We start from the raw sequence: 24923 nt of genomic DNA, 5'->3' as shown, positions 1-24923 counted from the left end.
ACGTGCCCCGTATCATCGCCGGAAGGCTTGGGGGACGCACCGTGCCGTCCCCTCCCACGAACCGCACGCGGCCCACGAGCGACCGCGTGCGCGAAGCGATGTTCTCGAGGCTCGACGCCTGGGGAGCAGTGGAGGGCGCCACGGTGCTCGACCTTTATGCAGGGACTGGCGCACTCGCCTTCGAAGCGCTGTCGCGCGGCGCCGCGTTTGCCGTTCTCGTCGAAGCTCATCGCCCCACGGCGAAAGCGATCGGCGAGGCCGCACGCGCGCTTGGCCTCGAAAATGAGCTCAGGATCGAGTGTGGCCAGGCAAGCGTCGGACCCCGGCCCGAAGGGCCCTTCACCCTCGTGTGTGCCGACCCGCCCTACGCCGTTGCCACAGACCAGCTTGCATGCCTTGTGACCGGGCTTGGAGAGGCGGGACAGCTTGCGGACGAGGCGACGATCGTTCTCGAACGCTCCGCCCGCAGTGAGCCGACCTTGCTGCCCGAGTATTTCGTGGACGAAGGACAACGCAATTTCGGCGACACGAGAGTCGAATACTTCACCTACCTCGACCCTGCGATTACGGAGGCAAGCCGGTAGGCTTAACGCATGCTCACCGCGCTCATCCCGGGCTCATTCGACCCGTTTACGCTCGGCCACCTCGACCTCGTGAGGCGCGCGCACGCGCTTAGCGATCGCGTCATCGTCGCCGTTGCCCACAACCCCAATAAGCGCGCGAGCATCCCCTTCGATGCGCGCACCGAAGCGATCCGAGAGACGCTCGAAAGCGAGGGACTCGCCCAAAAGGCGAGCGTTGAAAAGCTCCCCGCCGGTCTCCTCGTGGACGGTGCAAAAAAGCTTGGGGCGACCCACCTCGTCAAGGGACTCAGAAACGCCCAGGACCTCGCCTATGAGGAGCCCATGGCGCGCGCGAACATGGATCTCGGCGAGCTCGACACCCTGTTCCTGCTTACCGATCCGGCCCTCGCGCATGTCTCAAGCTCGCTCGTGCGCGAAATTTACTCGCTCGGTGGCGACATCACGCCGTACCTCCCCGCCGCCTCCGCTCGCGCACTCGAGGCCGCACATGCCCATTCCGCCGCACACTCAAAGGAGCACTCATGACCGACACGAAGGACGGGCGCACGAGGCGCCCACACAACACCAAAGAAGCCCAGGCTGAGAAGCCCTTCAACGCGGGTCTCGATCTCGAGATCGACGCGATCGACCTCATCCACAAAATTGGTTCGCAACGCACCGTAAGCCGCACGGCGACCTCCGCGCAGCCCGTAGGCGACCCCGAATTCGCCGTCAGGCCCGGGGATGAGATCGAGGTTGAAGCGAGCCTCGAATCGGTTGACGAAGGTATTTACGTGACGGGCAGCGCACGCGCGAACGTGCACGCCGAATGCTCGCGTTGCCTCGACCCCGTGGAGGAGCGCCTCGACGTGCGCTTCGACGAGCTCTTCACCTACCCCGAGAAAGTTCCCGCGGAGCTCGAAGAGGAGGACGTTCCCGTGCTCGAGGGCGACGTGATCGATCTCGGTCCTCTCGTGCACGATGCTTTCGCCATGGCCGCTCCCTACCAGCCACTGTGCCGTGAAGATTGTCCGGGCCTGTGCCCGCAGTGCGGCAAGCGCATGGAAGAAGACCCCGACCACGAGCACGTGGTGTACGACCCGCGCTTTGCCGCGCTCGCCGGCTTCCTCGAGAACGATGAGGAGAGCGAGGGCGGCGAGAAGTGAGCCGCAAGAGCAAACGGAAGGCCGTTCCCCATCTCGAGGATCGCTCCGAGCTCCTTGCCTCGCTCCCGCTCAAAGGCGAGCTCGATCCCGATCTGCTCGATCTCGCACTCACGCACCGCTCGTACAGCTTCGAGCATGATGAGTGCCCGCAAAACGAGCGCCTCGAATACCTTGGCGACGCTGTCTTGGGCCTCGCCGTTGCCGATCACCTCTATCGCGCTTTTCCCGATGCTCCCCAGGGCTCGCTCTCACGCCGCCGTTCGACGGTCGTGAGTACGCGTGCGCTCTCGCACATCGCGCGGTTGCACAATCTCGGCGCATACCTCAAGCTCGGCAAGGGTGAGGCGCTCACGGGCGGCCGCGATCGCGACTCGGTTCTCGAGGATGCTGTTGAGGCGATTATCGGAGCCGTGCACCTTAGTCTTGGCGCAGAAGCCGCGCGTGTCTTTGTTCTCGATCTGCTCTCGCCCATCCTCGACGACGATACGTTCATGCTCGGTGCCTTCGACTACAAGTCGCGGCTCCAGGAAATCGGGGCTTTGCTCGACGCCGTTCCCACCTACACGTATGACACGTGGACCGAGGGCGACGCCGAGCACTTCCGCGCACACGTGAGCGTGGGCGACTCGCTCGCGAGTGCGGGTGAGGGAACGAGCAAGAAAGGCGCCGAGATGGAGGCCGCCCGCAGGGCCGTTCTTGCCTATTACAGCGCGCGGGGCGAAACCTTCACGATGTTCGAGGACTGAGCGCTTTATGCCCGAGCTTCCCGAGGTTGAGGTCGTTCGTCGAGGCCTCGAGCCGTACGTGGCCTCGCGCGTGATCGAACGCGTCGAAGTGCTCGATGCGCGCTCGCTCAAGCGCCACACTGGCGGTGCAGAGAGTTTCGTGCGTCAGCTCGAGGGACGCCGCATCCGCTCGGTTGCGAGGCGAGGGAAGTTCCTGTGGGCGCCGCTGTCCGACGCGGGCTGCGCTCCCTCGATTCCTCCGCCGCATGGCGAAGCACTCGTCATACATCTGGGCATGAGCGGCCAGCTTCGTGTTCGCGACGGGGCAGGGCGTGGGGCGAGCCAAGCGTCGGAACCGCACGTGAGCGAGGGCCCCGCAAGCGATCCGGAGAAGCATCTGAGGATTCGCCTCCACATGGCTGGCGGCAGCCGGATTGATTTCCTTGACCAGCGGATTTTTGGCGGGATGCACGTGAGCCCGCTCGTGAACACCCCCGATGGGCTCGCGGCGGGCACTGGCACGAAGCTCCCGCTCATTCCCGAGAGCGCCGCGCACATCGCTCGAGACCTGCTCGATCCCGCCCTCGACGAGGAAAGCCTCGTGCGTCGCATTCGAATGCGTCGCGCCCCCATCAAATCGGTGATCCTCGACCAGGGCACGGTGAGCGGCGTGGGCAATATCTACGCCGATGAGGCGCTGTGGGAGGCGAAGCTTCACTTTGCACGATCAGCGAATGGGATCTCAAGCCGAAAAATCAGGGAGCTTCTTCGTGCGTGCCGCGATGTCATGAACCGTGCCCTTGAGGTGGGCGGCACGAGTTTCGATGCACTTTACGTGAACGTCGATGGCCGAAGCGGCTATTTCGCGCGATCACTCAATGCCTACGGTAAGCACGGCACGCCGTGCCCACGCTGCGGCCGCGCCCTCGTACGAGTCCAGTTTCAAAACCGCTCGAGCCATCTCTGCCCTTACTGCCAGCGCCGCCGCTAAAAACGGTGGTGAGGCAGACCGCCCGCAAATCGCCGTTTTGCGCGGGCATTTGGTCCCTGTTCGGCTAAGATGTCCAGGTAGTGAATGTGACGACCCGATCGATCGAACTGGAGAATAGCGCGTGAGCGAAGTAAGCGGCGATCAATACCGCGTCATGATTGTCGATGACCACGAAGTCGTGCGTCGCGGCATCGTTGCCGTCATTGACGCGGATGCACGCCTCAGCGTCGTTGCCGAAGCAAGCACCGTGGGCGAAGCCAAGCGTCGGCTCCCCGCCGTGCAGCCGGACATTCTCGTCACGGACCTCCAACTTCCCGACGGCACCGGAATCGATGTGATGAACGCGGCACGCCAGGAGAACGAGAACCAGACCATGCTCGTGCTCACCTCGTTCAACGACGATGCGGCGATCCGCGAGTCACGCGCAGCCGGCGCCTCCGGCCTCCTGCTCAAGTCCGTGCGCTCAAACGAGATCATCTCGACGATCATCAAAGTGGCGAACGGTGAAACAGCGTGGCCCGCGGGTGGTGCGAACGAAGACGAATTCGACTTCTCCGCCGTCGAACGCCGCATTGTCGAGTTCATCGGTGACGGCCTCGCCAACCGCGAGATCGCCGATCAGCTCGGTGTCGCCGAGAAAACCGTCAAAAACCGCATCACGGGCATCCTTCACAAGATGGGGCTGCAGCGCCGCACACAGGTGGCGGCTTGGGTTGTAGCCCGCCGCCGCGCCGACTGGAAGTAGAATCGCTGCTTCCGGTTTAGGAAGCGCCGACCGTCGCGCGCCAGCTCACCATCGTTCCCGGGTCGAGGTTGTAGAAGTCGACCCAACCGAGATGGCGCCGTGCGCGCGAGCCCATATTCGCGAGTCCCGAACGGCGCGTGATGCTCGGATCTATGCCCCGACCGTTATCGCTCACGTTCACCTGAATGACCGTGTCCACGCCCTCCTTGAAGAGCGTGATATTGACCGACACCGCGCTCGCGTGCGCGTGTCGAGCAACATTCGCGAGGCATTCCTTGACGACCGCAACGACATCTTCCTTGAGCTCACCCTCGATCGCATCGATCTCGGTGATCGGCGCATTGAGCTGGAGCGATGGCACGAAGCCGAGGCCAGCGATCGCGAGGCCGCATTCGTGGCGAAGCCGCTGCGATAGTGTCACCTCGATCGTCTCGTTACGCAGAGACTGAACGATCCCGCGGATCTCCGCAATTGAGCGTTCGATACCTGCCACCGAGTCCTTGAGGCTCGTCGCCACCGGCCCCTCATCGGAATATTCGGGAAAGCGCGACGCTTGCGCCATGACGGTCTCGAGCTGCATCCCTACGCCGAAAAGCTCTTGGATGGCGAGGTCGTGGAGATCGCGCGCGATGCGGTTGCGCTCGTTATTGAGGTCATCTTCGATCGCACTGCGGCCCGTCGCTCCATTGAGCGCGAACGAAAAAAGAGTAGCGAGCGAAGCAGCGCTCACCGACTCGGTCTCGGTGAAGGCCAAGGGGGCGTCGGACCCCTCCTTTGTGAGGCGAGCGGCGATGAGGAGTCCCCGCCTTGCGGCTCCCGCGTCAATCGGACATGCCTCCACGGTAGAGTCCGCGACCTCGCCGCCGCCGAACTGCTCACCGGCAAGAGCGTGAGTGAGGTCGTTCAACGTGAGCTTCTTGAGGTCATCGGGGGAGTCGTAGTCGAGGACGAAGGGAAGACGCGCAGCCTTGGAACTTCCTGAGGCGTGGGATACGGAAGTCCCGAGAAGCTCTTGCGCGAAACGCCCTCGAACGAGCTCGCACACCCATGTCGAATCGTCGAGAGGGAGGAGCACGAGAAGCGAGTCCGGCGCGAGAATGTCGAAGGCGGTGTCGGCGAGCAGATCGAGCAGGTCGTCGGGATCCTCGGCGTTGAGAACCGCTGCTGTGAGCTCGCTAATTCTCGTGGCTTTTGACATGGGTGCTCCCTTCATGCGTGCTGTGGGCGTCGAGATCGAGAACCGCCGCTCCCGAATCCGTGAAGCGTCGATCATGCGTAATCACGATGACCGTGGAATCGGCAGGGAAGAACCGCCCGGGGGTGAGGATACCCTCCATGAGTGCGGACGCGAGGCCGAGGTTGAGGTGTTCGGTGGGCTCGTCGAGGATCGTGACGGGAGCAGCGTGCGCGATCGCGCGGGCGAGAAGGAGCCTTCGTCGCTCGCCACCAGAAACATCCTCACCGCCGCTTCCAAGGATCGTGTCGAGCCCCGATGGGAGGCTGGAGACCCATGCGTCGAGACCGGCGAGGGCAAGGGCTTTAGTGATCTCCGCGTCGGTGAGGTCACCCCTCACCACGCGAATGTTTTCTCGCAGGCTCGTGGCAAACACGTGTGCGTCCTCGGCGAAAAACGTGACGCGGGAAGCGAGCTCGGTGGGATTGAGCGAGGTGAGGGACACGCCGCCGTACGTGACGTGACCGCTCAGGGGGGCCAGGAGACCGGCGAGGGTCAGGCCGAGGGTGGACTTTCCGCGACCCGAAGCACCGTAGACGAGGGTGCGGCTTCCGGGGGCAAAGCTCAACTCGAGCGCGTGTGCGAGGGGGCGCTCCGCGCTCCATCCGGTGGTGAGCGCGGCTGCGGTGAGGGTGGCGGGTTCTGGCCGTTCACGGCGTGCAGGCGCGGGGGAAGGGGAAGCCTTCGCTGGTCCGACGGTTGCCGGGCTCTCGATAGCCGACTGCGCGTCTTCACTCGCAGCCCTCAAGGCCTCGCGTACGCTCGAGCTGCCCGTGGTGTCGAACGCGGAGGCAACGGGGGAATCGCCCGAGTCAAGCTCCGCAAGACGCTCTGCCGCAACAATCGAACGCGCGCGCTGGCTTGCCGCCTGCGGAAGCACCGAGGCTGCTTCAAAACTTGAGAGGGGCGCAAGAATGATGACCCCGATGATGCCGGCTGTGTGGCCCATGAAACCGCCGAGCAGGCCCGCGGTCTCGAGGTGATATACGCCGCCCGCGGCGAGGATCGAGCCTAAAAGCGCGGGGATCATGGCGATCTGAGTGCTGCTTCGCGCGAAGGCCGAGGGGATGGCCGCTTTGTCGAGCGCGCTATCGAAACGGTTCTGTGCGCATTCGAGGTCGGCAAGAGTCTCCTGCCACTGGCCTCGCACGCGAAGCACGTCGGCGTTCTCGAGGGCAAAAAGAGAGAGCGTGTGGAGGTTGGTCCTGGCCTCGACAAGGTCATTTTCTGCCCTGAGTGCGGCGCGGAAGGCGAAGAAGGGGGCGATGATGGTCGCAAAGGCGAGACCGGCGAGCATCGCGAGTGCCGCGAGAGGAGAAAACGGCGCGATCGTCGCGAGAATCGCCACCGCCATGACGAGCGCGACGAGGGCGGGAACGACCGCGCGAATGACGTCGTTGGCCATATCCTCGGCGTCGTCTCCGATGCGCGCGAGCAGGTCGCCGCGTTTGAGTCGACCCGCGAGAGCTGGGGGCGCGCTCGTGAGGCCAGCGTACATATTGGTGCGTAGCCGTGACACGCCGGTGAGCGCTGTATCATGCGTGAGTAGCCGCTCGAAGTATCGGAAAACGCCACGGGAAATGCCGAGTGCACGCACGGACACGACGGCAACCGTGAGGTCGAGAACGGGCGGCATCGTCCACGATTTGGTGATGAGGTAGCCGGAGACGACGGCGAGGGCGAAAGCGCTCCCGAGCGTTGCGGCGCCCGCCGCGGCTGCCGCAGTGAGCTGCCGTGGGCCGATCTCCATAAGCTCGTGCATGCGTGTAAGAGCGCGGGAGGAGAACTTCACGAGGCCACCACCTCACCCGCGCGCACGTCGATGACCTGGTCGGCGATGTCGAGAAGGGCTTGCCTGTGCGCGGTCACGAGGACGCTCGAGCCGCCCTCACGCAGAGTTTCGAGCAAGCGCACGATCATCGCTTCGCTCGCCCCATCGAGGTGAGAGGTCGGTTCATCGAGGATCACGAGAGGCTTGGCTTCGAGGAGCGCTGCGGTGAGGGCAACGCGCTGGCGCTGGCCGACGGAAAGTCCCGTGCCACCGCGGCCCAGTTCCACGTCCCAACCGTGCACGTCGATGACGTGGGCGTCAAGGCCCGTGGCATGTGCGGCCTGCTCAAGGAGTTTTTGGGCCCCGCGAGAAGTGGTGTCGGCATCGGCGGGAAGTGCGGGTTCGAGAATCTCGCGGAGGGATCCTGGGCCCACAACCGGTCGCTGCGGAAGCCACGCGACCTGCGCCCACATACTTTCTCGGTCGATGGTGTTCAGCGCCATGGTCTCGCCGTGTGCTGTGCGAAGCGTGACGGCTCCAGAGGTGGGAGCGAGCAGACCGAGGATCGCTGCGATCGTGGTGGACTTCCCTTCACCGCTCGCCCCGCGGAGCGCCGTGATTTCACCCGGGCGAATGGTGCACGTGAGGTGTGCGGGGGCGAGGCGGTCGCGGCCCACGACGCTCAGGTCATCGAGCACGATGCTCGTGTGGGCCAGGTCAGGCGCGGGGCGTAGACGGGGTGTTCCGGTCGTTTCTGCCTCGATTGCGGCAGTAGTGTTGAGCACTTCGAAGGCGGCATCGACCGCCGCGAGGCCGTCCGTCGAGGCATGGAACTGTTGGCCCACGAGGCGCAAGGGGAGGTACACCTCGGCCGCGAGCACGAGCACGGCGATCCCGGGAAAGAGTTCCATGCCGCCGCTTACGAGGCGCAAGCCGATCGAGACAGCGATGAGAGCGACGCCGAGAGTAGCGATCAGTTCAAGAGCGAAACTCGAAAGAAACGCCCACGCGAGAGTCGTCATCGCGGACTTCTTATGGCGCTCGCCAAGATCCGCGACGATCCTTTCGGAGCCTTTGGCGCGCCCGAGCGCGCGGAGTGTCGGCAAGCCCTCGACGAGGTCGAGAGTTTCCGCCCACAGGGTGCGCATGGTGGCAAGAGAGCGTGCCGAAGAGCCCTCGGTCATTTTCCCGATGAGGATCATGAAGATGGGGATGAGGGGGAGGGCGATGCACGCGACGATGGCGCTCGTGACGTCCCACACGGCGATCGCGAGAAGCGCGAGTGGGGTGACGGTTGCCGAGAGGGCGAGTTGGGGCACGTAGCCCGTGAGGTAGGGGCGCAAGTTCTCGAGTCCCGCAGTGGCGAGGGCCGCGGTCGAGGCTGCCTCGCCGGAGCGTCCGCGGGGGCCAAGAGCCGCGTTCTTTTCCACGACGGCGCGGCGAAGCTCTCCGATCGTATCGGTGGCGGCGCGATGACCCGTGGCTTGCGTGTACCACACGGCGGCTGCGCGCATGAGAAGGGCTGCTGCGAGGATCGCAAGGGGGAGTGGGTTCTCGTGTGGCCACGTGCGCTCGGCGAGCAAATCGGAACCGAGCAAGGCCACGCACCACGCGGTCGTAATAGCGCAGACAGCCTCCACGAGGCCGAGAACAACCGTGCGGATCACATGCGCGCGAGCGCTATGAACGTGGCGGAGGAGTCTCGGATCAAGTGGAGGCTGTCGTTTGGCCAAAGGAGGTTTAGCTTTCCGTATCGAAGGCTTCGCGGTAGCCCTCTTTCGCCTTTCGCGCGAGGTTCGCCGCGTGGGCGGACGGGAAGCCCTCGCCCGTAACGCGAGCGCGGAAGACCCAGTAGGCCCAAGCCTGGTAGGCGAGAACGATCGGGAGCAAAATGACGGTCGCGATCGTCATGACCCGAAGAGTGTACTCGGTGCTCGAGGCGTTCATGACGGTCAGCGAGAGAGCCGGATCATTGGCGGCGGGGAGCACGTTCGGGAAGATCGCGCCGAAGGCCATGATCGTGGCGAAGCCGATAGCGACCGACGTCGAGGCAAATGCGAGGCCCTCGCGCCCTGCGCGGTTCAGCACGAACGCCCCGATAAGGGCGAGTGCCGCGATGACGAGCGGGATCCACGTCCAGGCGCTATTCGAGTAGGCGAGCTGGGCCCACAGGACCCACGCTGCCGCCGCGACGATGGTCGGGATGGCGATGACGCCCGCGAGCTTGTTCGCGTCGTGTCGAACCTCGCCAGTAGTACGAAGAGCGAGGAACAGCGTGCCGTGCAGCCAGAAGAGGAGCACGAACACCACACCTGCGAGAAGCGCGAACGGGTTCAGGAGGTCGAAGAGCGAATCAGTGACGACGCTCTTGCCACCGGCATTCGCCTCCATGTTGACACCGCGAACGATGTTGCCCACTGCCACGCCCCAGATGAGGGCCGGAACGAGACCGCCGATGAAATGGCAGATGTCCCATGCGAACTTCCACGAGGCGCTTTCCACCTTGTTGCGGTACTTGAACGCGCAGACACGCACGATCAGTGCCACGAGGATGATGATGAGCGCAAGGTAAAAGCCCGAGAACATCGTCGCGTACCACTCGGGGAAAGCCGCGAAGAGGGCGCCGCCACCCACGAGGATCCACACCTCATTGGCGTCCCACACGGGACCGATGGTGGTGATGATCTGGTTTTTGCGCTTTTCTTCGCCTTTCCCAAGCGCGAAGACGTTCATGCCCACGCCGAAGTCGAAGCCTTCGAGAACGAAGTAGCCGAGGAACAGCACTGCGACGAGAATGAACCACAGGGTCTGTAGGAACGTTGCTTCCATGATTGTCTACTCCTTTCTCTCAGTAGCCGAAGCTGATGGTCGGGGTATCGAGCTCAGCGGGAGCTGCACTCTCCTTCGCCAAGTGCGAGCGCGGAGCCTTGATGTCTTTGACGGCCTGCTTGTGCATGAGGTAGTACCACACAACGGCGAGGACACCGTAGAGGAGCGTGAAGACCACGAGCGAGACGATGACCTGCCAGCCTTCGTGGCCGGAGACGCCTTGCATCGTCAGGAGTCGTACGAGCGGGTCGCCATCGGGTGAAGGCGCGACGATCCACGGTTGGCGGCCCATCTCGGTGAAGATCCAACCGAAGGCGTTCGCGAGGAACGGCATGGGGATCGCGAGGATCGCGAAGCGCGCGAACCAGGTCGAGCCCGAGGTTCGGGCGTTTTCACCCTTGCCACGCGTGATCCAGAAGGCCCAGACGGCGAGGATGCCGCAGAAGATTGCGAAGCCGATCATGAGCCGGAACGACCAGTAGGTGACGAAGAGGTTCGGGCGGTAGTCAACCTCGACGGTTTTGCCGCTCGCGTCAACGGCGGTCGCGCCGTATTTCTCCTTATATTCGGCGTTGAGCTCGGTCACGCCCTTGAGTGTCGCGTTCGGATCATTCGTCGCGAGGATCGACGTCACGTAGGGGACTTCGATGACGTGGGAGATGTCTGCGCAGTCCTGAGAGAAAGCGCGGGGACCCGCGACCGAGAGGATCGAGAAGTTCGCGCCGGTTTCGGTGTGGCACAGCGCTTCAGCGGACGCCATCTTCATGGGCTGTTGCTCGAACATGAGCTTGCCCTGGAAGTCGCCCGAGGCAAAAAGGCCGACGGCGGAAAGGACCATGACGAGCACACCGAAACGAGTCGCGGGCCGCCATACGTTCTTCGCGAGGTGGGCGGCAGCGGCCTGATCCTCGCTCGTCAGGGCCTGGTCCTCGGCGCGCTTGTGGTTTTTCACCATGTGCCAGGCGGCGATACCGGTCACGAAGCAACCTGCCACGAGCCATGCGCCCGCGATCACGTGGGGGAAGGCCGCGAGGGTTGTGACATTCGTGAGGAGTGCAAAGATGCCGCCCTGTGACGGGTCGAGCTCGGCGCGGCCCGTCTCAGGGTTGAACACCGCGGCGACGGGGTGCTGCATAAAGGAGTTCGCGGCGATGATGAAGTATGCCGAAAGAGTAGTGCCGAGTGCCACCATCCAGATCGTGAGGAGATGCAAGCCCTTCGGGAGGCGGTTCCAGCCGAAGATCCACAGACCGAGGAAGGTTGACTCCATAAAGAAGGCCGCGAGCCCCTCGAGAGCAAGGGGTGCACCGAAGATGTCGCCCACGAAGCGGGAGTATTCAGACCAGTTGAGGCCGAACTGGAACTCCTGGACGATGCCGGTCGCGATGCCAATACCGAAGTTCACGATGAGCATCGAACCAAAGAATTTCGTGATGCGCGTCCACGAATCGGCCTTCGCGGGATCCTTCGCGCGCACGGCGATCGTTTGCATGATCGCCACAAGGAGCGAGAGACCAATCGTGAGCGGCACGAAAATGAAGTGGTAGACGGTAGTGATACCGAACTGCCACCGCGCGAGATCGAGCGCTTCCATGGGCGTCCTTTTCTAGAGAGGGACAGGGGGATTCACCTTCAGGCTAGGAACCTCAAGGTTGGCGGGTCGGGACTTTCATCCCCGCCATTGTTGGGTGTCATTCTACTCCTTCACTAGCGTTCCTCACAGGCATTTTTACCGTGTTGACCACGCGATTTATGCAATGGGTGCTTCGCGAAAAGAGCCTTGGTGTGTGGGGGAGGTGCAGGCAGTTTCGCAGTCACCTTGGGTGGCACGGGTGCGAAACCCGGTCCGACGATGACTTTCCTGCAAACGATCCGCGCACTCGTATGCGATACTTGGGAGCGATGTTTACGCTGACGCATCCGGCGTAAAGGATCCCCCGTTACTCGGGTGCCGCTCCGGCCACGCTTTGGCCGTGACGCAAGGCTCCGAGTGTCGCAGCGCTCGACCAGAGCAGCGCGAAGGGGGGAGGTTTATTCGGCTTCCGCCCACGGGCGATGACACATGGTGGCACCAGGATGCGCTGGGCCGCCCTAGAACGGAGCAGCCACATGGCTGAAGTGGATCCTCTACACGAATCCTCAAGTACCGAGGGCGCCTCGCGCCCACGACGACGAACCCGCCGCGCCGCGGGGGCTCCCGCGGGCGCCCCAAAGGTGGGCGCTGAGCAACAGACACAAACGAGTACCGCGCACACGAGCGTGGCATCTCAGCAGAGCGCAGTTGTGAGCGATGCAAAGCCGCTCAACCTCCGCGAGCGCCGCCTTGCGGCCAAGCGAGAAGAAGAGCAGGCGCATAAGGCGGAAGCAGGCGCGCAGGCGTCTTCGGAACCGGGCAACTCAGCTGACGCGAGCGTATCCGGCGCGACCACGCCACGTGCCGCCGAAACCCCAACGAGCGTTACCTCCTCCAACACCACCTCCTCCAACACCGCCACCGAGAACGCGCGGAGCTTGGCTCCCGAAAACGAGGCACCGGAGGCGCGAAACGAGGCGGGTGCGGGTGACGAGAAGCCATTCGCGGCACCTGACCTCTCGAGTGACCTCAAGGCCCTTGCCGATTCTCGCCAGAGCGCCGAGGAGAGCGAGGCGGCGTCGGCCCCCGACATGTTGGACTTCGCGTCCCTCCTGTTCCAGGCCCCGACCCCCACCCTGGAGCCGAGTGAGGAGTCGGGCGCAGACGACGAAAGCGAAGACTCGAGCGACCCATTCGCCGAGGCCTCGGTGGACATTACCTTCGGTGCGCCCGATCTTGAGGCGGCCCGGCGTGCGGCGATCGAACGAGCGGAACGCGAATCGCGCGAAGCGGCCCGTACCGAGCGGAGCGCGAAAAAGAAGCACGAAGCTGACGACGAATCCTCGAGTGATGAGGGTGAGGATTCGAGCGGCAGCGAATCCGAGAAGTCCGGCGATCTGAACGGTGACGACACTCAGCGCAGCTCGCGCCGACGCCGCCGTCGCGGCGGACGCGGTCGTCGAGGTCGCGGCGGAAAAGCCGACGACGACTCGAACCAGAACGGCAATGATGATGAGGGGGCCAAGGAGCCCTCGGGCAACTCCTCCGAGGCTGAGGGCTCAGGTGACAACGATGACGAATCGGGCACGTCGAGCCGTCGCCGTCGCCGTCGCCGCCGTCACTCGGGAAGCTCCGATGAACCCCAGCCCGATGACCCGCCGAACACTGTCGTCAAGGTCCGCGAGGCTCGCGACGAGGTCAAGGCCGTTAAGGGGTCGACCCGCCTCGAGGCGAAGAAACAGCGCCGCCGCGAGGGCCGCGAGTCCGGAAGGCGCCGCCACTCGATCACTGAATCTGAGTTCCTCGCCCGCCGCGAGTCGGTGAAGCGCACGATGATCGTGCGGGAGCGCCCTGGGCGTACCCAGATCGTTGTTCTCGAGGACAACATCCTCGTGGAGCACTACGTCGCCCAGAAGTCACACACCTCGATGGTGGGCAACGTCTATCTCGGTAAAGTGCAGAACGTTCTCCCCTCGATGGAGGCGGCGTTCGTGGATATCGGCCGTGGCCGCAATGCCGTTCTTTACGCGGGTGAGGTGAACTGGGACGCTGCGGGGCTCGAAGGTCAGCCGCGCCGAATCGAATCAGCACTCAAAGCTGGCGACCCCGTTCTCGTGCAGGTCACGAAGGACCCCATCGGCCACAAGGGCGCGCGTCTCACAAGCCAGATTTCGCTTCCCGGTCGTTACCTCGTGTATGTCCCGGGCGGGTCGATGACCGGCATTAGCCGCAAGCTTCCGGATAAAGAGCGGTCGCGTCTCAAGAAGATCCTCAAGTCGGTCGTTCCCGCCGAAGCGGGCGTGATCGTCCGCACCGCCGCCGAAGGGGCCAGCGAAGAAGAGCTCACGCGCGACGTCGAACGCCTCCAGAAGCAGTGGGAAAAGATCGAGAAAGCGAGCGCCAAGGGGAAGAACGCCCCCACGGCCCTCTCGACCGAGCCCGACCTCGCAATCAAGGTCGTGCGCGATATTTTCAACGAAGACTTCACGTCGCTCATCGTCGAAGGTGAGAACGTCTATAGGGAGCTTCACGAGTACATCAGCGAAGTCGCCCCCGACCTTCTCGAACGTGTCACCAAGCACGTGGGGGAGAGGGATTCCTTCGCAAAGTACAGGGTGGACGAACAGCTCATGAAGGCCATGGATCGCAAGGTCTATCTGCCTTCGGGTGGCTCGCTCGTCATTGACCGCACCGAAGCCATGACCGTCGTGGACGTCAACACGGGCAAGTTCACGGGAACAGGCGGCTCGCTCGAGGAAACCGTGACGCGCAATAACCTCGAGGCGGCCGAAGAGATCGTACGTCAGCTTCGCCTTCGCGACATCGGCGGCATCATCGTCGTGGACTTCATCGACATGGTTCTCGAGGCTAACCGCGACCTCGTGCTCCGCCGCATGATCGAGTGCCTCTCTCGCGACCGCACGAAGCATCAGGTTGCGGAAGTGACGAGCCTCGGGCTCGTACAGATGACGCGTAAGCGCGTGGGCGCGGGCCTCGTGGAGACCTTCTCGAGCATGTGTGAATCGTGCAACGGGCGCGGCATCCAGATCGATCTTGACGGCCAGCACCACCATGAGCCGCCGGCATTTGACGACGAACCGAAGAAGTCGCGCAGGCGCTCAAAGAAGTCGCGGAACGCCGAAGGTGATTCGAACAAGTCACGGGGGCGTGAGTCGAAGGGCTCCTCCGCTGACGACAAGGCGAACGCGGCGAAAGACGCCGTGCAGGATCTTGTGGATTCGAAGACCGCTTCAGATGTCCACCGCCTCGAGGAGAATGAGGCCTCGCGTGCTCTCGCGAGGGCAACGATCGCTTCGATCGCCGCGGCGAGCACGGGGCACACGGCTCCCGAAGTAGTGGTCGATGGTCAGGTGATCGCGCCGGTCGAGGAGCAGCAGGCCACCGAGCCGGAAGAGAAGTCTGAGTCGGCCGGAGCGACCGAATCCCCGAGCGAAGTCGACAATGCTTCAACTGAGACCGAGGCCACGGCCGTGGATCACAGTGAGAAGCCGGAAGGCGAGTGACGTGAGGAGTTCCACAGTGAAGCCGAGCATTTTTGCAGGTCGTGGCGCCTGTGCCGGTTGAATCTGGGGAACGCATTTCGTAAGCTATACGTCGGTGCATTTCGTGCCGTAGACTTTTCCCTCCCGCAGCGGTTCTCGCGGTTGCGCTTTCGGCTCCGGCCGAGAAGCCCCGCCCGGTGCTCCGCGCGGTTTGAGGGGAAACACCCAGCATAAATTGTCAGCAAACGAGAAAAGAGCAGTGACGTGGTGTACGCAATCGTCCGCGCAGGCGGTCGTCAGGAGAAGGTGTCGGTCGGTGACACCATCGTGATCAACCGCGTGGCCGGCGAGGCGGGCGACACCGTAGAGTTCGCTCCCGTCCTCCTGGTTGACGGTGACAAGGTGACCTCCGCGAAGGAAGACCTCGAGAAGGTCACCGTGACCGCTGAAAAAATCGAGGATTTCCGCGGTTCCAAGGTTCGCATCCTCAAGTTTAAGAACAAGACCGGCTACACAAAGCGCCAGGGCCACCGTCAGGAACTGACTCGGCTCAAGGTCACGAAGATCGCCTGAGCGATCTCAAACATCGAGAGAAGGTACTGACTCATGGCATCAAAGAAGGGCGTTAGCTCCTCGAAGAACGGCCGCGACTCGAACGCTCAGCGCCTCGGCGTGAAGCGCTACGCGGGCCAGGAAGTTGGCGCTGGCGAGATCATCGTTCGTCAGCGCGGCACTCGCTTCCACCCCGGCCAGGGCGTTGGCCGTGGCGGCGACGACACGCTTTTCGCTCTCACCGAGGGCGTTGTGGAGTTTGCGCGTAAGCGCGACCGTAACGTGGTGAACGTGGTGGCCTCGGCCTGAGGCCGGCCCCACTTTCACGGGTGAGGCGGGGAAGTGCCCATGGGGCTCTTCCCCGCCTCACGTTTAACCTCCCTACACTTATGAGCGGGACAGCCTAGGCTGTTCACACGAGCGCCAAGGCGCTTCCGCTCGCGTTGAAAGGCCACCATGGCAACCTTCATTGACCGCGCCGTTCTCCACATCACCGGCGGTGATGGTGGCAACGGCTGCGCCTCGATTAAGCGCGAAAAGTTTAAGCCCCTCGCAGGCCCCGACGGCGCGAACGGCGGCGATGGTGGCAACGTGATCCTCGAGGTTTCGCGCAATGTCACGACTCTCATGGACTTCCATCATCTTCCTCACCGCCGTGCAGAGTCAGGCGGATTCGGCAAGGGTGATTTTCGCGAGGGGACGAAGGGCGCCGACCTCGTTCTCCAGGTGCCCGAAGGCACCGTGGTGCGCGATAAGCAGGGGGTGTTTCTCGCGGATCTCGTGGGTGAAGGTACGCAATTCGTGGCGGCACGCGGTGGCAAGGGTGGCCTTGGCAATGCGGCCCTCGCGAGCTCAAAGCGTAAGGCCCCGGGCTTTGCTCTCCTTGGGGAGCCCGGTGAGGAACGCTCTCTCGTTCTCGAGATGAAGTCCATCGCTGACGTGGCACTCGTAGGGTTCCCAAGCGCGGGCAAGAGCTCGCTCATTGCCGCGATGAGTGCGGCGCGCCCGAAGATTGCCGACTACCCCTTCACGACGCTCACGCCGAACCTTGGTGTGGTCGAACAGGAGCAGTTCCGCTTCACGATGGCGGACGTTCCCGGCCTGATCCCCGGTGCATCGGAAGGTAAGGGGCTAGGTCTCGATTTTCTTCGGCATATCGAGCGCTGTCACGTGATCGTGCACGTGCTCGATGCCGCAACGATGGAGGCGGATCGCAACCCGGTTCACGATCTCGAATTGATCGAGAATGAACTACGCACGTACGCCGAGAGGCTTGACAGCGAATCGAGCAGGCTCGGGTTGCCGCCGCTCATGGAGCGCCCCACGGTCATCGTGCTCAACAAGGTAGATATGCCTGATGGCTCGGATATGGCCGACATGGTGCGCGAGGAACTGGCCGAACGCGGTTTTCCCGTTCTTGAGGTCTCTGCACTTACCCGCAAGGGTCTTCGCGAGCTTGCGCTCACGCTCGGTGCGCTCGTCGAGAAGCAGCGCAAGGAAACCCCAGAAACCGAGCGTGATGAGCGCCCCACGATTACGCTCACGCCAGAAGATAAGGACTCGAGCGATTTCACGATCACCCCGGAGGAATTTGAGGGGCAGCTCGTGTACCGCATTCGCGGAGACAAGCCTGAGCGGTGGGTGCGCCAAACGGCCTTCGCGAACGACGAGGCCGTGGGCTACCTTGCCGATCGTCTTAACCGACTCGGTATCGAGGATGAGCTCTTCAAGAAGGGCGCTAAGGCTGGCGACACGGTCGTGATCGGCCCCGGCGAGGACGCGGTGGTGTTCGATTGGGAGCCGACCATGGTCACCGGTGCCGAGTTCCTTGGTCAGCGCGGTACGGATATGAGGCTCGAGGAGCGTACGCGCCCCACGCGCCAAGAAAAGCGCGAGGTGCGTCGAGTGCGCGTCCAGGAGCGCATGGACCGGATCACTGCGATGGAGGCGGAACGCAAATCCGGCCATTGGTCGGATCCCTCTAAGGACGATTAATGGCCCGTATCGACAAGGTGCGCATCGGGCACGGCGTGCATGATGCAGCACGTTCTGATTCGCGGATATCACTCAAGGGCGCTCTTGCGGCGGCACGTCACCCAAGGGGGTTCTCGACGCGCCCCGAGTCAATCAGCGAAACCTCGGCGCTCGTGAGCTCACGAGTACCACCCGGAACGTGCGAGGCGAAGGCCGCGTGCGTGCGTGCGTGAGCTTCGCGGTATCATCACCGCACCGCCCGCAAGATGTGGAACAATGGCATAGCCCCTCGAGGGGATGAACGATTGCGAAGAAAGGTCTGGCATGCACGCTGATTTCCTGATCCTCGCCGAAGAGGCCGCCGCGCACTCTCATGGCCCGCACCCCGCGGTCTTCGGGGTTGTGGCCTTTGTGATCCTCATGCTTTTGCTCGTGGTCACCTCACTCTTCAGCGGCCTCCACCAGGAGCCTTCGTCGAGTGCGAAGACCGTCGCCGAGGTGGAACGCGAACACCGCCGCGGCGCGTCCCACTAGTTCATCGCGTATGAGCGCAAAGCGCCGAATCGGCGTGATGGGTGGAACATTCGATCCGATCCATCACGGCCACCTCGTTGCCGCGAGCGAAGTCCAGTCGGTCTTCGGCCTCGACCAAGTGATTTTTGTGCCCACTGGGCGCCCCTGGCAAAAATCGGGCAAGGAGATTTCCGATCCCGAGCACCGCTACCTCATGACGGTTGTCGCGACGGCCGCGAATCCGCGGTTCACGGTCTCGCGCGTGGATATCGATCGCCCCGGCCAGACCTACACGATCGACACCCTCCGCGACCTCCGCGCGCAATTGCCAAACGATGACCTGTTCTTCATCACGGGCGCGGACGCTCTCACGAACATCCTCACATGGAAGGACTACAGCGAGATTTTTGACCTCGCGCATTTCGTGGGCGTGACGCGACCTGGCCATGACATCAACACCGAGGGCCTTCCGCCAAGCGGGGTGACCCTCATCGAGGTGCCCGCGATGGCGATTTCGTCAACTGACTGCCGCACGCGCGTCAAGCGGGGGGTACCGGTGTGGTACCTCGTCCCCGACGGCGTCGTGCAATACATCAACAAATACAAGCTCTATCTAGGAAGTGAGCATGACGGGAACTGAGACGCAGCTTTCCGGTCGTCGGCACGGGCGCCGCGCCCGCGCCGTGAGCAGTGACGAGCAGAACACGTCGGCGACTCGCGGCGTGACGGGCGACCTCACGCTTTATGCGCGCCGCACGGCGGTCATTCCCCCGGTTGCGGATGAGCAGCTTCCCGAACTCAAGCACTACACGGGCAAGCGTGCGAAGCGCCGCGCCGATGTCTCCGTGATGCCAGGCAGTGACGAGGGTGCTCAGGCGGCAGCTGCCTCCGAGGTGAAGGTCGATGAACCACCTGCCGAAAGCACCGGCATGGCCAAAGCTGCCCCGCAGGACGCGCCGGGGGAGTCCCCCGATTCGCTGAGCGACGCTCTTCCCGCGGCGAGCGTCGGAACGAAAAAGGGTTCGTGGCCCGGTTCACTTCGGACTCCCGAGGCCGACGCCGCCGAGCCCGCTACCGAACCCCAGGCACACATCATGGGTACCGAGGCGGAACCAGGTGAGGCCGCGCAAGCGTCGGCCTGGACGTCCGTGACCGAAGGGCCCGAGGTTGAAGACACGAGCGCTTCCGAGGCACTTGCCCCGAAACCAGCCGACCCTGCCCCAGAACCCGGTCCCGTGTACGAGACGACCGACGCGGGCGATCTCACCGATGCCTCCGAATGGCTTGAAGTGGGTGACCTTCCTGCAGACCAGGCGCCCGAGCCGAAACCGGCCGCACGATTTGACGGCGCTGTGCTCCACAAGCCGAGCCGCACATCCGGTGGAGTCGGCATGTGGGTGACGTGGCTGATCGTCGCCGCCATCGCGATCACTCTCGTCGCCCTTCTCATGACCGGCGTCATCGGGCCCGGCATCGTCAATGCTCTTGCGCCCGCCCCTGAGACCATCCCCTTTGACCTTTCCGGAGGACTCACTTCGTGACCGCAACCCAGGAATCCATCGACATGGCCCGCATCGCCGGGCAGGCTGCAGCCGACAAGCTCGCGGGAAATGTCATCGCGCTCGATGTTTCGGAGCAGCTCGTGATCACCGACGTCTTCGTCGTGTGCTCAGGTGACTCGGAACGCCAGGTGAACGCGATCGTCAACGGCGTTGAAGAAGAAATGTTCAAGGCGGGCTACAAGCCGAAACGCCGCGAGGGCGAGAAGGATGCTCGCTGGATTCTCCTCGACTTTACCGACATCGTTGTGCACGTTCAGCATGCCGAGGACCGCGCGTTTTACGCCCTTGAACGCCTGTGGCGCGATGCCCCGACGATCGACCTCGACCTGGACCTTGGCCCCGAGGCTGAGACGCAGGCGGAGTAATGGCTTCCCGCCTCATTCTTGTGCGCCACGGACAAACCGACTACAACTTCAGCGGCCGTATCCAAGGCGCTTCCGACATTCCGCTCAACGAAACTGGTCTCGCGCAAGCACGCGCCGTAGGCGAGTCCCTCTCGGCTGACGAATCCGTGGTAGCCGTGTACAGCTCGCCGCTCGGTCGGGCGAAAAGCACGGCAGAGGCGGTCGCAGCGCCCCACGGACTCGAGGTCATGTCCGACGCTCGCCTGCGCGAACGTGGTTTCGGCGACTGGGAAGGGCTTACCCGCGACGAGATCGAAAAGGGCTGGCCGTTCGAGTTCGCGCTGTGGCGTGCTGGCGTATCGAGTGTCCTCGAGAAGGCGCGAGTTGAGCACAGGGCAGATGTGGCGCGTCGCTTCGATGCGGCCTGCCGTGAGTTTTCCGCGCGTCACGAATCCGGCACGGTCGTCGTGGTCGCCCACGGCGCCGCGATTTCCCTTGGTCTCGCCGCGATGATCGGTGCTGGTGAAGGTGATTTCCGTGGGCTCGCAAGCATGGATAATTGCCACCGCGCGGTCGTTGAGGTGATGCGTCGAAGTGAAGGCGCAGGGTGGGTGAGGCTCACATCACTGAACCTCCCACCGGATTTCGCTGCCGCCCAATGAGCGTGTAATATTGCTGGAGTCGCTACGGCGACGCCCAAAAATTTGGGGCTATGGCGCAGTTGGTAGCGCGTCTGCATGGCATGCAGAAGGTCACGGGTTCGAATCCCGTTAGCTCCACGTAAGTTTAGATAATCGAAACTGCCCTGCCTGATGGCGGGGCAGTTTTGTTTCTGCGGTGAGGTGCGCCGGGGCGTTAATGCCGGTGTGGGCAAGGACGCTGGCGGTGGTCTTGTCGGGTGTGTAGGTGGCATTCTCTTCGTCGTCGATGGTGATGCGGGTGAACAGGGCGCGGGCGAGATGGTCGAGCACCTGCGAAAGGCGCCGGATGGTCGCCATCAGCTCCCCGACCACCGGATACAACACGTCGGGGTTCTCGACGTGCTGGATGGCGTGGGCGAGCCCACGCACCGCTTCGGCGGCCTCGCGGGCATCTGCGTGGGCGTCGTTGAACGTCGGCATGATGGCCTCTTCTCGCGTCAAAGGGGTGAACAGGGCAGCGCCCCGACCTCGGAGGTGAAGGGGATCGAGGCGCTGTGCCTGCCAGGTGCGCACGCTCTGCTGTGCCAGTGGTGCCGGATAGCATTGCCAAGCAGGAGAGTCGAGAGGAGCCGAGTTGGGATCACAGCGGTACCGCGGAGAGCTTGAGCGCAAGCGGAAGCAACGGGTCGATGCGGAAAAGAAGGCCGGTGAGTACCGGAACAAGGAGTCGAAGAAGCGTGCCGAGGCGGACAAGGCGCGCCAGGAGGCTACGAAGACCAAGAGCGCGTCGACACAGAGATCGAAGCTGAGCCGGGCCGCTCAGCGCGACAAGGAGGCCGCGTCCGCCGGAAGCGAAGCGAACAAGTGGCAGGGCAAGGCCTCCGGGTATCGGAAGCAGGAAGCAGACCTTCAGACCAAGCTCGCCAGGGCAGAGCGCTCCGAGGCCGACGCGGTGGAACGGAAGCGCAAGCGAGAGCAGACCGCGGCTGATCGGCGCGCAGCCGCCGAACGCGCGGCGACCGAGGCACGCTTCGACCGTACGGAACATGCTGTTGGCGAAGCGCTCCGGGAACTGCGTGCACCCAAGCCCGAGAAGCTGCGGGTGCTGTTGCTCGGCGCGTCCTCCGAAGGCGATCTGCGCGTCGGGCGAGAGCAGAAGCGCATCCGTTCCGCCGTCGAGTCCGCGCTGCACCGAGACCTGATCGAACTCGATGTCCGCCCTGCCGCGACCGCGAGCGACCTGCTGGACGGCATCACCAAGTTCCGTCCGCACGTCGTGCACTTCTCCGGACACAGCAACGAAGGCCTCATCGTCTTCGAACACGACACCGACGCACCGTACGTCGGGCACGTCGTCACGGCGCGCGCGTTCTCCCGCGCCATCGCCGCCACTGACGACCCGCCCCTGCTCGTGCTGCTCAACGCCTGCAAATCTGCCGCGCAGATCGATCAACTCGTCGCGGACGTCGTCCCGTTCGCCATCGGCATGGCCGACAGCATCTACGACGGAGACGCCATCAACTACGCCGCCCAGTTCTACGCCTCCATCGCGAACGGACAGTCCGTGCGCTCGGCGCATCTGTCCGGACAGGCCGCGTTGGAGATGGCCGGCCTCGACAGTGCCGAGCTCCCGACCCTCGCCGCAGCTCCCGACGTCGACCCCGGTGCCACGATCCTGGTCAAGCCCACCGACTGACAACATCTCAGATGCGGAGGGCGATGGGCAGGGCGGCGGCGAACGCACGGCACATCTCAAGCACCTGTTCCGATGATGGCTTCTCACGACGCAGCCGCACGCCTCGCTCCCGCAACCGTTCAGCGAGGCGTTGACGGCTCAGTCCCAGGTCGTTCGCGATCAGTCGCAGGATCTCACCATCGAAGTAGCGGCGCTCTGCCTCATCCATCATTGCTGAGGTCAACCGCGGAAGCGGACTCGGGAGCGGACGGGTGGAGGCCAGCGATACCGTGAACTTTTTTGCGCCGTCGACGGATCGCACGATGCGAGGAGACGGCCAACTGGAGGGATGGGGCAAGGTTAGAGCACTGTCGCGCTAGGTCCACGCCGAACTAAAGTCCCAGGTTGCCGGTATGGTCGTCTGGGGTTTTTCGTTTGTCGGGGCCAACTTTCTCTGGGTGAGACGCGCAGCACTCTGTGCGCTTTCCTCGCTAGGCTTTCTCCATGACTGAGACAGCATCAATTTTTCATGACCTGACACAGTTCGTCGCCGAGCCGCGCTTTTCGGGCCTGGCGCTTTCTCCCGCAGGGGACCGCCGCATTGCGGTACGCACCGAACTCAATCATAAGAAAAACGCGTACATGAGTGCTCTGTGGGAGCTTCCGTGCGGAGAAGGCGACACACGCAAGCCACGCCGCCTCACGCGCGGCCTCGAAGGGGAGGCCCTCGCGGGCATCACCAATGAGGGCGACATCCTTTTCACCGCGAAGCGGGAGACCGGCGACGATGACAGCGAACAGCGCCTCTTTCTTCTTCCGAATGGCGGGGGAGAGGCCCGCGTCGTCGCAAAGCGCCACTCGGGCTTTGCCGGACTCAGCATCGCGCGCGAAAGCGGACACATTGCGCTCGTGAGCGGTGTGCATCCTCACGCGAAGGACGCCGAAGACGACGCTCGCATCGCGAAGGAGCGCGAAGACAAGAAATTCACGGGCATCCTCCACACCGGCTATCCCGTGCGCGCGTGGGATCACGATCTTGGCCCCACCGTGAGCCAGATCTTCGTGGCCGAGCCGCTCGATGCCGAAGACGACGATGCACAACTCGAGCTTCGCCAGCTCACCCACTTTGCCCCGTACGAACGGGTCTCGGGTGCCCAGATTAGTTCCGACGGTTCCTCGGTGTACGCGACCCTCACGCGCACTGTGCGCGGCACCGACGCTTTTTCCACCGTGATCAAGGTCGACGTCGAATCGGGAAAGGTGACGACACTTGCCGAAGAAGACGGCGCCCATCACATGCTCGAAGCGGTGAGCCCCGCGGGGGATTACCTCCTCCTTGCCCGTGAGCAGGCGGTGAGCCGAACGGTGCCGCTGAAGCTCGAGTACTCGATCTACGACCTTGGGACTCACGAGCGCACCGCGACCGCCACGAACTTCTCTGACTGGATCGGAGATGCCACGATCACGCCGTGCGGAAAGAGCCTCTACTTCACGGCCGATCACGAGGGTCGCGGCGGAATCTTCAAGCTCGATACTGAGGAAGGAACCGTCGAGCTCCTCACCGAAGGGAAGTTCCACTACTCCCACCTCGCCCTTGATGAGCGAAGCGGAACCCTTGTGGCGCTTCAGGATGCAATCGACCAGCCGCCTCTTCCCGTGCGCCTCGATCCCGACACGCGCGAGGTGAGCCGCATCGATGCTCCTCTTGAGGCTCCCGAGGTGCCCGGCGATCTCACGGAATTCAGCATTGAAGCCGAGGATGGCACGAGCGTGCGCTCGTGGCTGTGTGTGCCGAGCGGAGCGAACGCCGAGAATCCCGCTCCGCTGCTCCTGTGGATTCACGGTGGCCCCTTCGGCTCGTGGAACAGCTGGAGTTGGCGCTGGAACCCGTGGACGGCCGTCGCCCGTGGCTACGCGGTGCTTCTTCCTGACCCCGCCATCTCGACCGGCTACGGTCAGCAGATGATCGACCGTGGTTGGGATCAGCTTGGTGGGAGCCCGTTCGACGACATCATGCGCGCCACCAAAGCCGCGCTCGAACGCCCCGAAATCGATGAGACGAAGAAGGCTGCGCTTGGCGGATCCTACGGCGGCTACATGGCGAATTGGGTGGCGGGCCATACGGGAGACTTCTTCGACTGCATCGTTACGCATGCGTCCCTGTGGAACATCGACCAGTTCCGCCACACGACCGACGCTGGCCAGCACTGGGGTGCCCACCTCGATGATGCTCATGTGGCCGAGTACAACCCCGCCGATTCAGTGGGGGAGATCGTCGCGCCCATGCTCGTGATTCACGGCGATAAGGATTATCGCGTTCCGATCGGCGAGGGCCTGCGCCTCTGGTACGAGCTGCTTGAGGCCTCGGGCAAGAGCCCGGAGGAGAACCCTCACCGCTTCCTCTATTTCCCGAATGAGAACCACTGGGTGCTGACGCCGAACAACGCTTTCACGTGGTACTCGACGGTTCTCGCGTTCGTGGATCGTCACGTCAAGGGCATGGAGACCGACTACCCAGACCTGCTCGGGTAGCGTGAGACTCGCCGCGCGGCTCGACGGTTT

Annotated in this window: 25 protein-coding genes and 1 tRNA gene; 19 read left to right on the top strand and 7 right to left on the bottom strand. The window is 63.6% G+C overall.

What is annotated here, in order from left to right; genetic code table 11:
* The first annotated feature begins 2 nt into the window (after positions 1-2).
* The 6 genes from DAD186_RS06230 to DAD186_RS06205 all read left to right on the top strand — a co-directional run bounded on the left by DAD186_RS06230 (position 3) and on the right by DAD186_RS06205 (position 4190).
* The gene (locus DAD186_RS06230; protein ID WP_065247955.1) at positions 3-584 is read left to right on the top strand and encodes an RsmD family RNA methyltransferase; all 582 of its coding nucleotides are present in this window, start codon (positions 3-5) and stop codon (positions 582-584) included.
* Positions 585-593: 9 nt separating this feature from the next.
* Complete coding sequence (gene coaD / locus DAD186_RS06225; protein WP_065247954.1) at positions 594-1109, top strand: pantetheine-phosphate adenylyltransferase; 516 nt, start codon at positions 594-596, stop codon at positions 1107-1109.
* Positions 1106-1729 (top strand): YceD family protein, encoded by a 624-nt coding sequence (locus tag DAD186_RS06220; RefSeq protein ID WP_065247953.1) that lies wholly within the window; start codon positions 1106-1108, stop codon positions 1727-1729. The genes coaD and DAD186_RS06220 overlap by 4 nt, the downstream gene beginning before the upstream one ends.
* Complete coding sequence (rnc, locus tag DAD186_RS06215; RefSeq protein WP_065247952.1) at positions 1726-2475, top strand: ribonuclease III; 750 nt, start codon at positions 1726-1728, stop codon at positions 2473-2475. The genes DAD186_RS06220 and rnc overlap by 4 nt, the downstream gene beginning before the upstream one ends.
* 7 nt (positions 2476-2482) lie before the next feature.
* Positions 2483-3445 (top strand): bifunctional DNA-formamidopyrimidine glycosylase/DNA-(apurinic or apyrimidinic site) lyase, encoded by a 963-nt coding sequence (mutM, locus tag DAD186_RS06210; protein ID WP_065247951.1) that lies wholly within the window; start codon positions 2483-2485, stop codon positions 3443-3445.
* Positions 3446-3566: 121 nt separating this feature from the next.
* Positions 3567-4190: a response regulator gene (locus tag DAD186_RS06205; protein WP_065247950.1), complete on the top strand. Its 624-nt coding sequence runs from the start codon at positions 3567-3569 to the stop codon at positions 4188-4190.
* Between the two features lie 16 nt (positions 4191-4206).
* Here DAD186_RS06205 and DAD186_RS06200 read toward each other — a convergent pair whose 3' ends face one another.
* The 5 genes from DAD186_RS06200 to DAD186_RS06180 all read right to left on the bottom strand — a co-directional run bounded on the left by DAD186_RS06200 (position 4207) and on the right by DAD186_RS06180 (position 11618).
* Positions 4207-5388 carry a sensor histidine kinase gene (locus DAD186_RS06200; RefSeq protein ID WP_065247949.1) on the bottom strand — a complete coding sequence of 394 codons (1182 nt, stop codon included), beginning with the start codon at positions 5386-5388 and terminating at the stop codon, positions 4207-4209.
* Positions 5366-7216: a thiol reductant ABC exporter subunit CydC gene (cydC, locus tag DAD186_RS06195; protein ID WP_065247948.1), complete on the bottom strand. Its 1851-nt coding sequence runs from the start codon at positions 7214-7216 to the stop codon at positions 5366-5368. Before cydC ends, DAD186_RS06200 begins: the two co-directional genes overlap by 23 nt.
* Positions 7213-8862, bottom strand: coding sequence for a thiol reductant ABC exporter subunit CydD (gene cydD / locus DAD186_RS06190; RefSeq protein ID WP_065247947.1), 1650 nt, complete (start codon positions 8860-8862; stop codon positions 7213-7215). Before cydD ends, cydC begins: the two co-directional genes overlap by 4 nt.
* A gap of 73 nt (positions 8863-8935) precedes the next feature.
* A complete protein-coding gene (gene cydB, locus DAD186_RS06185) occupies positions 8936-10024 on the bottom strand; it encodes a cytochrome d ubiquinol oxidase subunit II (protein ID WP_065247946.1) in 1089 nt (362 codons plus the stop codon).
* 19 nt (positions 10025-10043) lie between these two features.
* Positions 10044-11618 carry a cytochrome ubiquinol oxidase subunit I gene (locus tag DAD186_RS06180; RefSeq protein WP_065247945.1) on the bottom strand — a complete coding sequence of 525 codons (1575 nt, stop codon included), beginning with the start codon at positions 11616-11618 and terminating at the stop codon, positions 10044-10046.
* 515 nt (positions 11619-12133) lie between these two features.
* Here DAD186_RS06180 and DAD186_RS06175 point away from each other — a divergent pair.
* From DAD186_RS06175 to DAD186_RS06125, 11 genes are all read left to right on the top strand, one after another.
* Positions 12134-15121: an Rne/Rng family ribonuclease gene (locus tag DAD186_RS06175; RefSeq protein WP_065247944.1), complete on the top strand. Its 2988-nt coding sequence runs from the start codon at positions 12134-12136 to the stop codon at positions 15119-15121.
* A gap of 243 nt (positions 15122-15364) precedes the next feature.
* Complete coding sequence (gene rplU / locus DAD186_RS06170) at positions 15365-15673, top strand: 50S ribosomal protein L21 (RefSeq protein ID WP_016664727.1); 309 nt, start codon at positions 15365-15367, stop codon at positions 15671-15673.
* Between the two features lie 33 nt (positions 15674-15706).
* Positions 15707-15961: a 50S ribosomal protein L27 gene (gene rpmA / locus DAD186_RS06165; RefSeq protein WP_055088258.1), complete on the top strand. Its 255-nt coding sequence runs from the start codon at positions 15707-15709 to the stop codon at positions 15959-15961.
* Positions 15962-16108: 147 nt separating this feature from the next.
* On the top strand, positions 16109-17647 hold the full coding sequence (obgE, locus tag DAD186_RS06160; protein WP_065247943.1) for a GTPase ObgE: 1539 nt from the start codon (positions 16109-16111) through the stop codon (positions 17645-17647).
* On the top strand, positions 17647-17859 hold the full coding sequence (locus tag DAD186_RS06155) for a hypothetical protein (protein WP_065247942.1): 213 nt from the start codon (positions 17647-17649) through the stop codon (positions 17857-17859). Before obgE ends, DAD186_RS06155 begins: the two co-directional genes overlap by 1 nt.
* A 91-nt stretch (positions 17860-17950) precedes the next feature.
* Entirely contained in the window at positions 17951-18160 is a 210-nt protein-coding gene (locus tag DAD186_RS06150) for a hypothetical protein (RefSeq protein WP_065247941.1), read from the top strand.
* A gap of 10 nt (positions 18161-18170) precedes the next feature.
* Positions 18171-18779, top strand: coding sequence for a nicotinate-nucleotide adenylyltransferase (nadD, locus tag DAD186_RS06145; RefSeq protein WP_082991111.1), 609 nt, complete (start codon positions 18171-18173; stop codon positions 18777-18779).
* A complete protein-coding gene (locus tag DAD186_RS06140; protein ID WP_065247940.1) occupies positions 18766-19680 on the top strand; it encodes an ICP22 family protein in 915 nt (304 codons plus the stop codon). The genes nadD and DAD186_RS06140 overlap by 14 nt, the downstream gene beginning before the upstream one ends.
* Complete coding sequence (gene rsfS / locus DAD186_RS06135; RefSeq protein ID WP_065247939.1) at positions 19677-20066, top strand: ribosome silencing factor; 390 nt, start codon at positions 19677-19679, stop codon at positions 20064-20066. Before DAD186_RS06140 ends, rsfS begins: the two co-directional genes overlap by 4 nt.
* Complete coding sequence (locus tag DAD186_RS06130) at positions 20066-20707, top strand: histidine phosphatase family protein (protein WP_065247938.1); 642 nt, start codon at positions 20066-20068, stop codon at positions 20705-20707. Before rsfS ends, DAD186_RS06130 begins: the two co-directional genes overlap by 1 nt.
* Before the next feature lie 44 nt (positions 20708-20751).
* Positions 20752-20824: transfer RNA gene (locus DAD186_RS06125), tRNA-Ala, on the top strand.
* On the opposite strand, the gene DAD186_RS06120 is transcribed toward DAD186_RS06125, so the two are convergent.
* Entirely contained in the window at positions 20816-21166 is a 351-nt protein-coding gene (locus DAD186_RS06120) for a hypothetical protein (protein ID WP_065247937.1), read from the bottom strand. The two genes, DAD186_RS06125 and DAD186_RS06120, sit on opposite strands and share 9 nt — an antisense overlap.
* Before the next feature lie 154 nt (positions 21167-21320).
* On the opposite strand from DAD186_RS06120, the gene DAD186_RS06115 reads away from it, so the two are divergent.
* Complete coding sequence (locus DAD186_RS06115; protein ID WP_065247936.1) at positions 21321-22382, top strand: CHAT domain-containing protein; 1062 nt, start codon at positions 21321-21323, stop codon at positions 22380-22382.
* A gap of 7 nt (positions 22383-22389) precedes the next feature.
* Here the strand turns inward: DAD186_RS06115 and DAD186_RS06110 are convergent, their stop codons facing one another.
* The gene (locus DAD186_RS06110; RefSeq protein WP_065247935.1) at positions 22390-22593 is read right to left on the bottom strand and encodes a hypothetical protein; all 204 of its coding nucleotides are present in this window, start codon (positions 22591-22593) and stop codon (positions 22390-22392) included.
* Between the two features lie 272 nt (positions 22594-22865).
* Between DAD186_RS06110 and DAD186_RS06105 the strand changes: the two genes are divergently transcribed.
* Positions 22866-24893, top strand: a complete 2028-nt coding sequence (locus DAD186_RS06105) for an alpha/beta hydrolase family protein (protein WP_065247934.1) — start codon at positions 22866-22868, stop codon at positions 24891-24893.
* The last annotated feature ends 30 nt before the right edge of the window (positions 24894-24923 follow it).

The organism is Dermabacter vaginalis, from assembly GCF_001678905.1.
Taxonomy (GTDB): Bacteria; Actinomycetota; Actinomycetes; order Actinomycetales; family Dermabacteraceae; genus Dermabacter; species Dermabacter vaginalis.
The sequence above is the reverse complement of the archived record's forward strand: the minus strand, read 5'-3'. Positions and strand labels throughout refer to the sequence as shown.

Bases quoted from the DNA above. Each gene is read 5' to 3' on its own strand.
- cydB (WP_065247946.1), bottom strand. From the start codon at position 10,024: ATGGAAGCAACGTTCCTACAGACCCTGTGGTTCATTCTCGTCGCAGTG.
- DAD186_RS06150 (WP_065247941.1), top strand. From the start codon at position 17,951: ATGCACGCTGATTTCCTGATCCTCGCCGAAGAGGCCGCCGCGCACTCT.
- DAD186_RS06180 (WP_065247945.1), bottom strand. From the start codon at position 11,618: ATGGAAGCGCTCGATCTCGCGCGGTGGCAGTTCGGTATCACTACCGTC.
- nadD (WP_082991111.1), top strand. From the start codon at position 18,171: ATGAGCGCAAAGCGCCGAATCGGCGTGATGGGTGGAACATTCGATCCG.
- DAD186_RS06120 (WP_065247937.1), bottom strand. From the start codon at position 21,166: ATGCCGACGTTCAACGACGCCCACGCAGATGCCCGCGAGGCCGCCGAA.
- DAD186_RS06105 (WP_065247934.1), top strand. From the start codon at position 22,866: ATGACTGAGACAGCATCAATTTTTCATGACCTGACACAGTTCGTCGCC.
- DAD186_RS06200 (WP_065247949.1), bottom strand. From the start codon at position 5,388: ATGTCAAAAGCCACGAGAATTAGCGAGCTCACAGCAGCGGTTCTCAAC.
- DAD186_RS06220 (WP_065247953.1), top strand. From the start codon at position 1,106: ATGACCGACACGAAGGACGGGCGCACGAGGCGCCCACACAACACCAAA.
- DAD186_RS06130 (WP_065247938.1), top strand. From the start codon at position 20,066: ATGGCTTCCCGCCTCATTCTTGTGCGCCACGGACAAACCGACTACAAC.
- mutM (WP_065247951.1), top strand. From the start codon at position 2,483: ATGCCCGAGCTTCCCGAGGTTGAGGTCGTTCGTCGAGGCCTCGAGCCG.
- DAD186_RS06155 (WP_065247942.1), top strand. From the start codon at position 17,647: ATGGCCCGTATCGACAAGGTGCGCATCGGGCACGGCGTGCATGATGCA.
- obgE (WP_065247943.1), top strand. From the start codon at position 16,109: ATGGCAACCTTCATTGACCGCGCCGTTCTCCACATCACCGGCGGTGAT.
- DAD186_RS06110 (WP_065247935.1), bottom strand. From the start codon at position 22,593: ATGATGGATGAGGCAGAGCGCCGCTACTTCGATGGTGAGATCCTGCGA.
- DAD186_RS06175 (WP_065247944.1), top strand. From the start codon at position 12,134: ATGGCTGAAGTGGATCCTCTACACGAATCCTCAAGTACCGAGGGCGCC.
- DAD186_RS06140 (WP_065247940.1), top strand. From the start codon at position 18,766: ATGACGGGAACTGAGACGCAGCTTTCCGGTCGTCGGCACGGGCGCCGC.
- rpmA (WP_055088258.1), top strand. From the start codon at position 15,707: ATGGCATCAAAGAAGGGCGTTAGCTCCTCGAAGAACGGCCGCGACTCG.
- coaD (WP_065247954.1), top strand. From the start codon at position 594: ATGCTCACCGCGCTCATCCCGGGCTCATTCGACCCGTTTACGCTCGGC.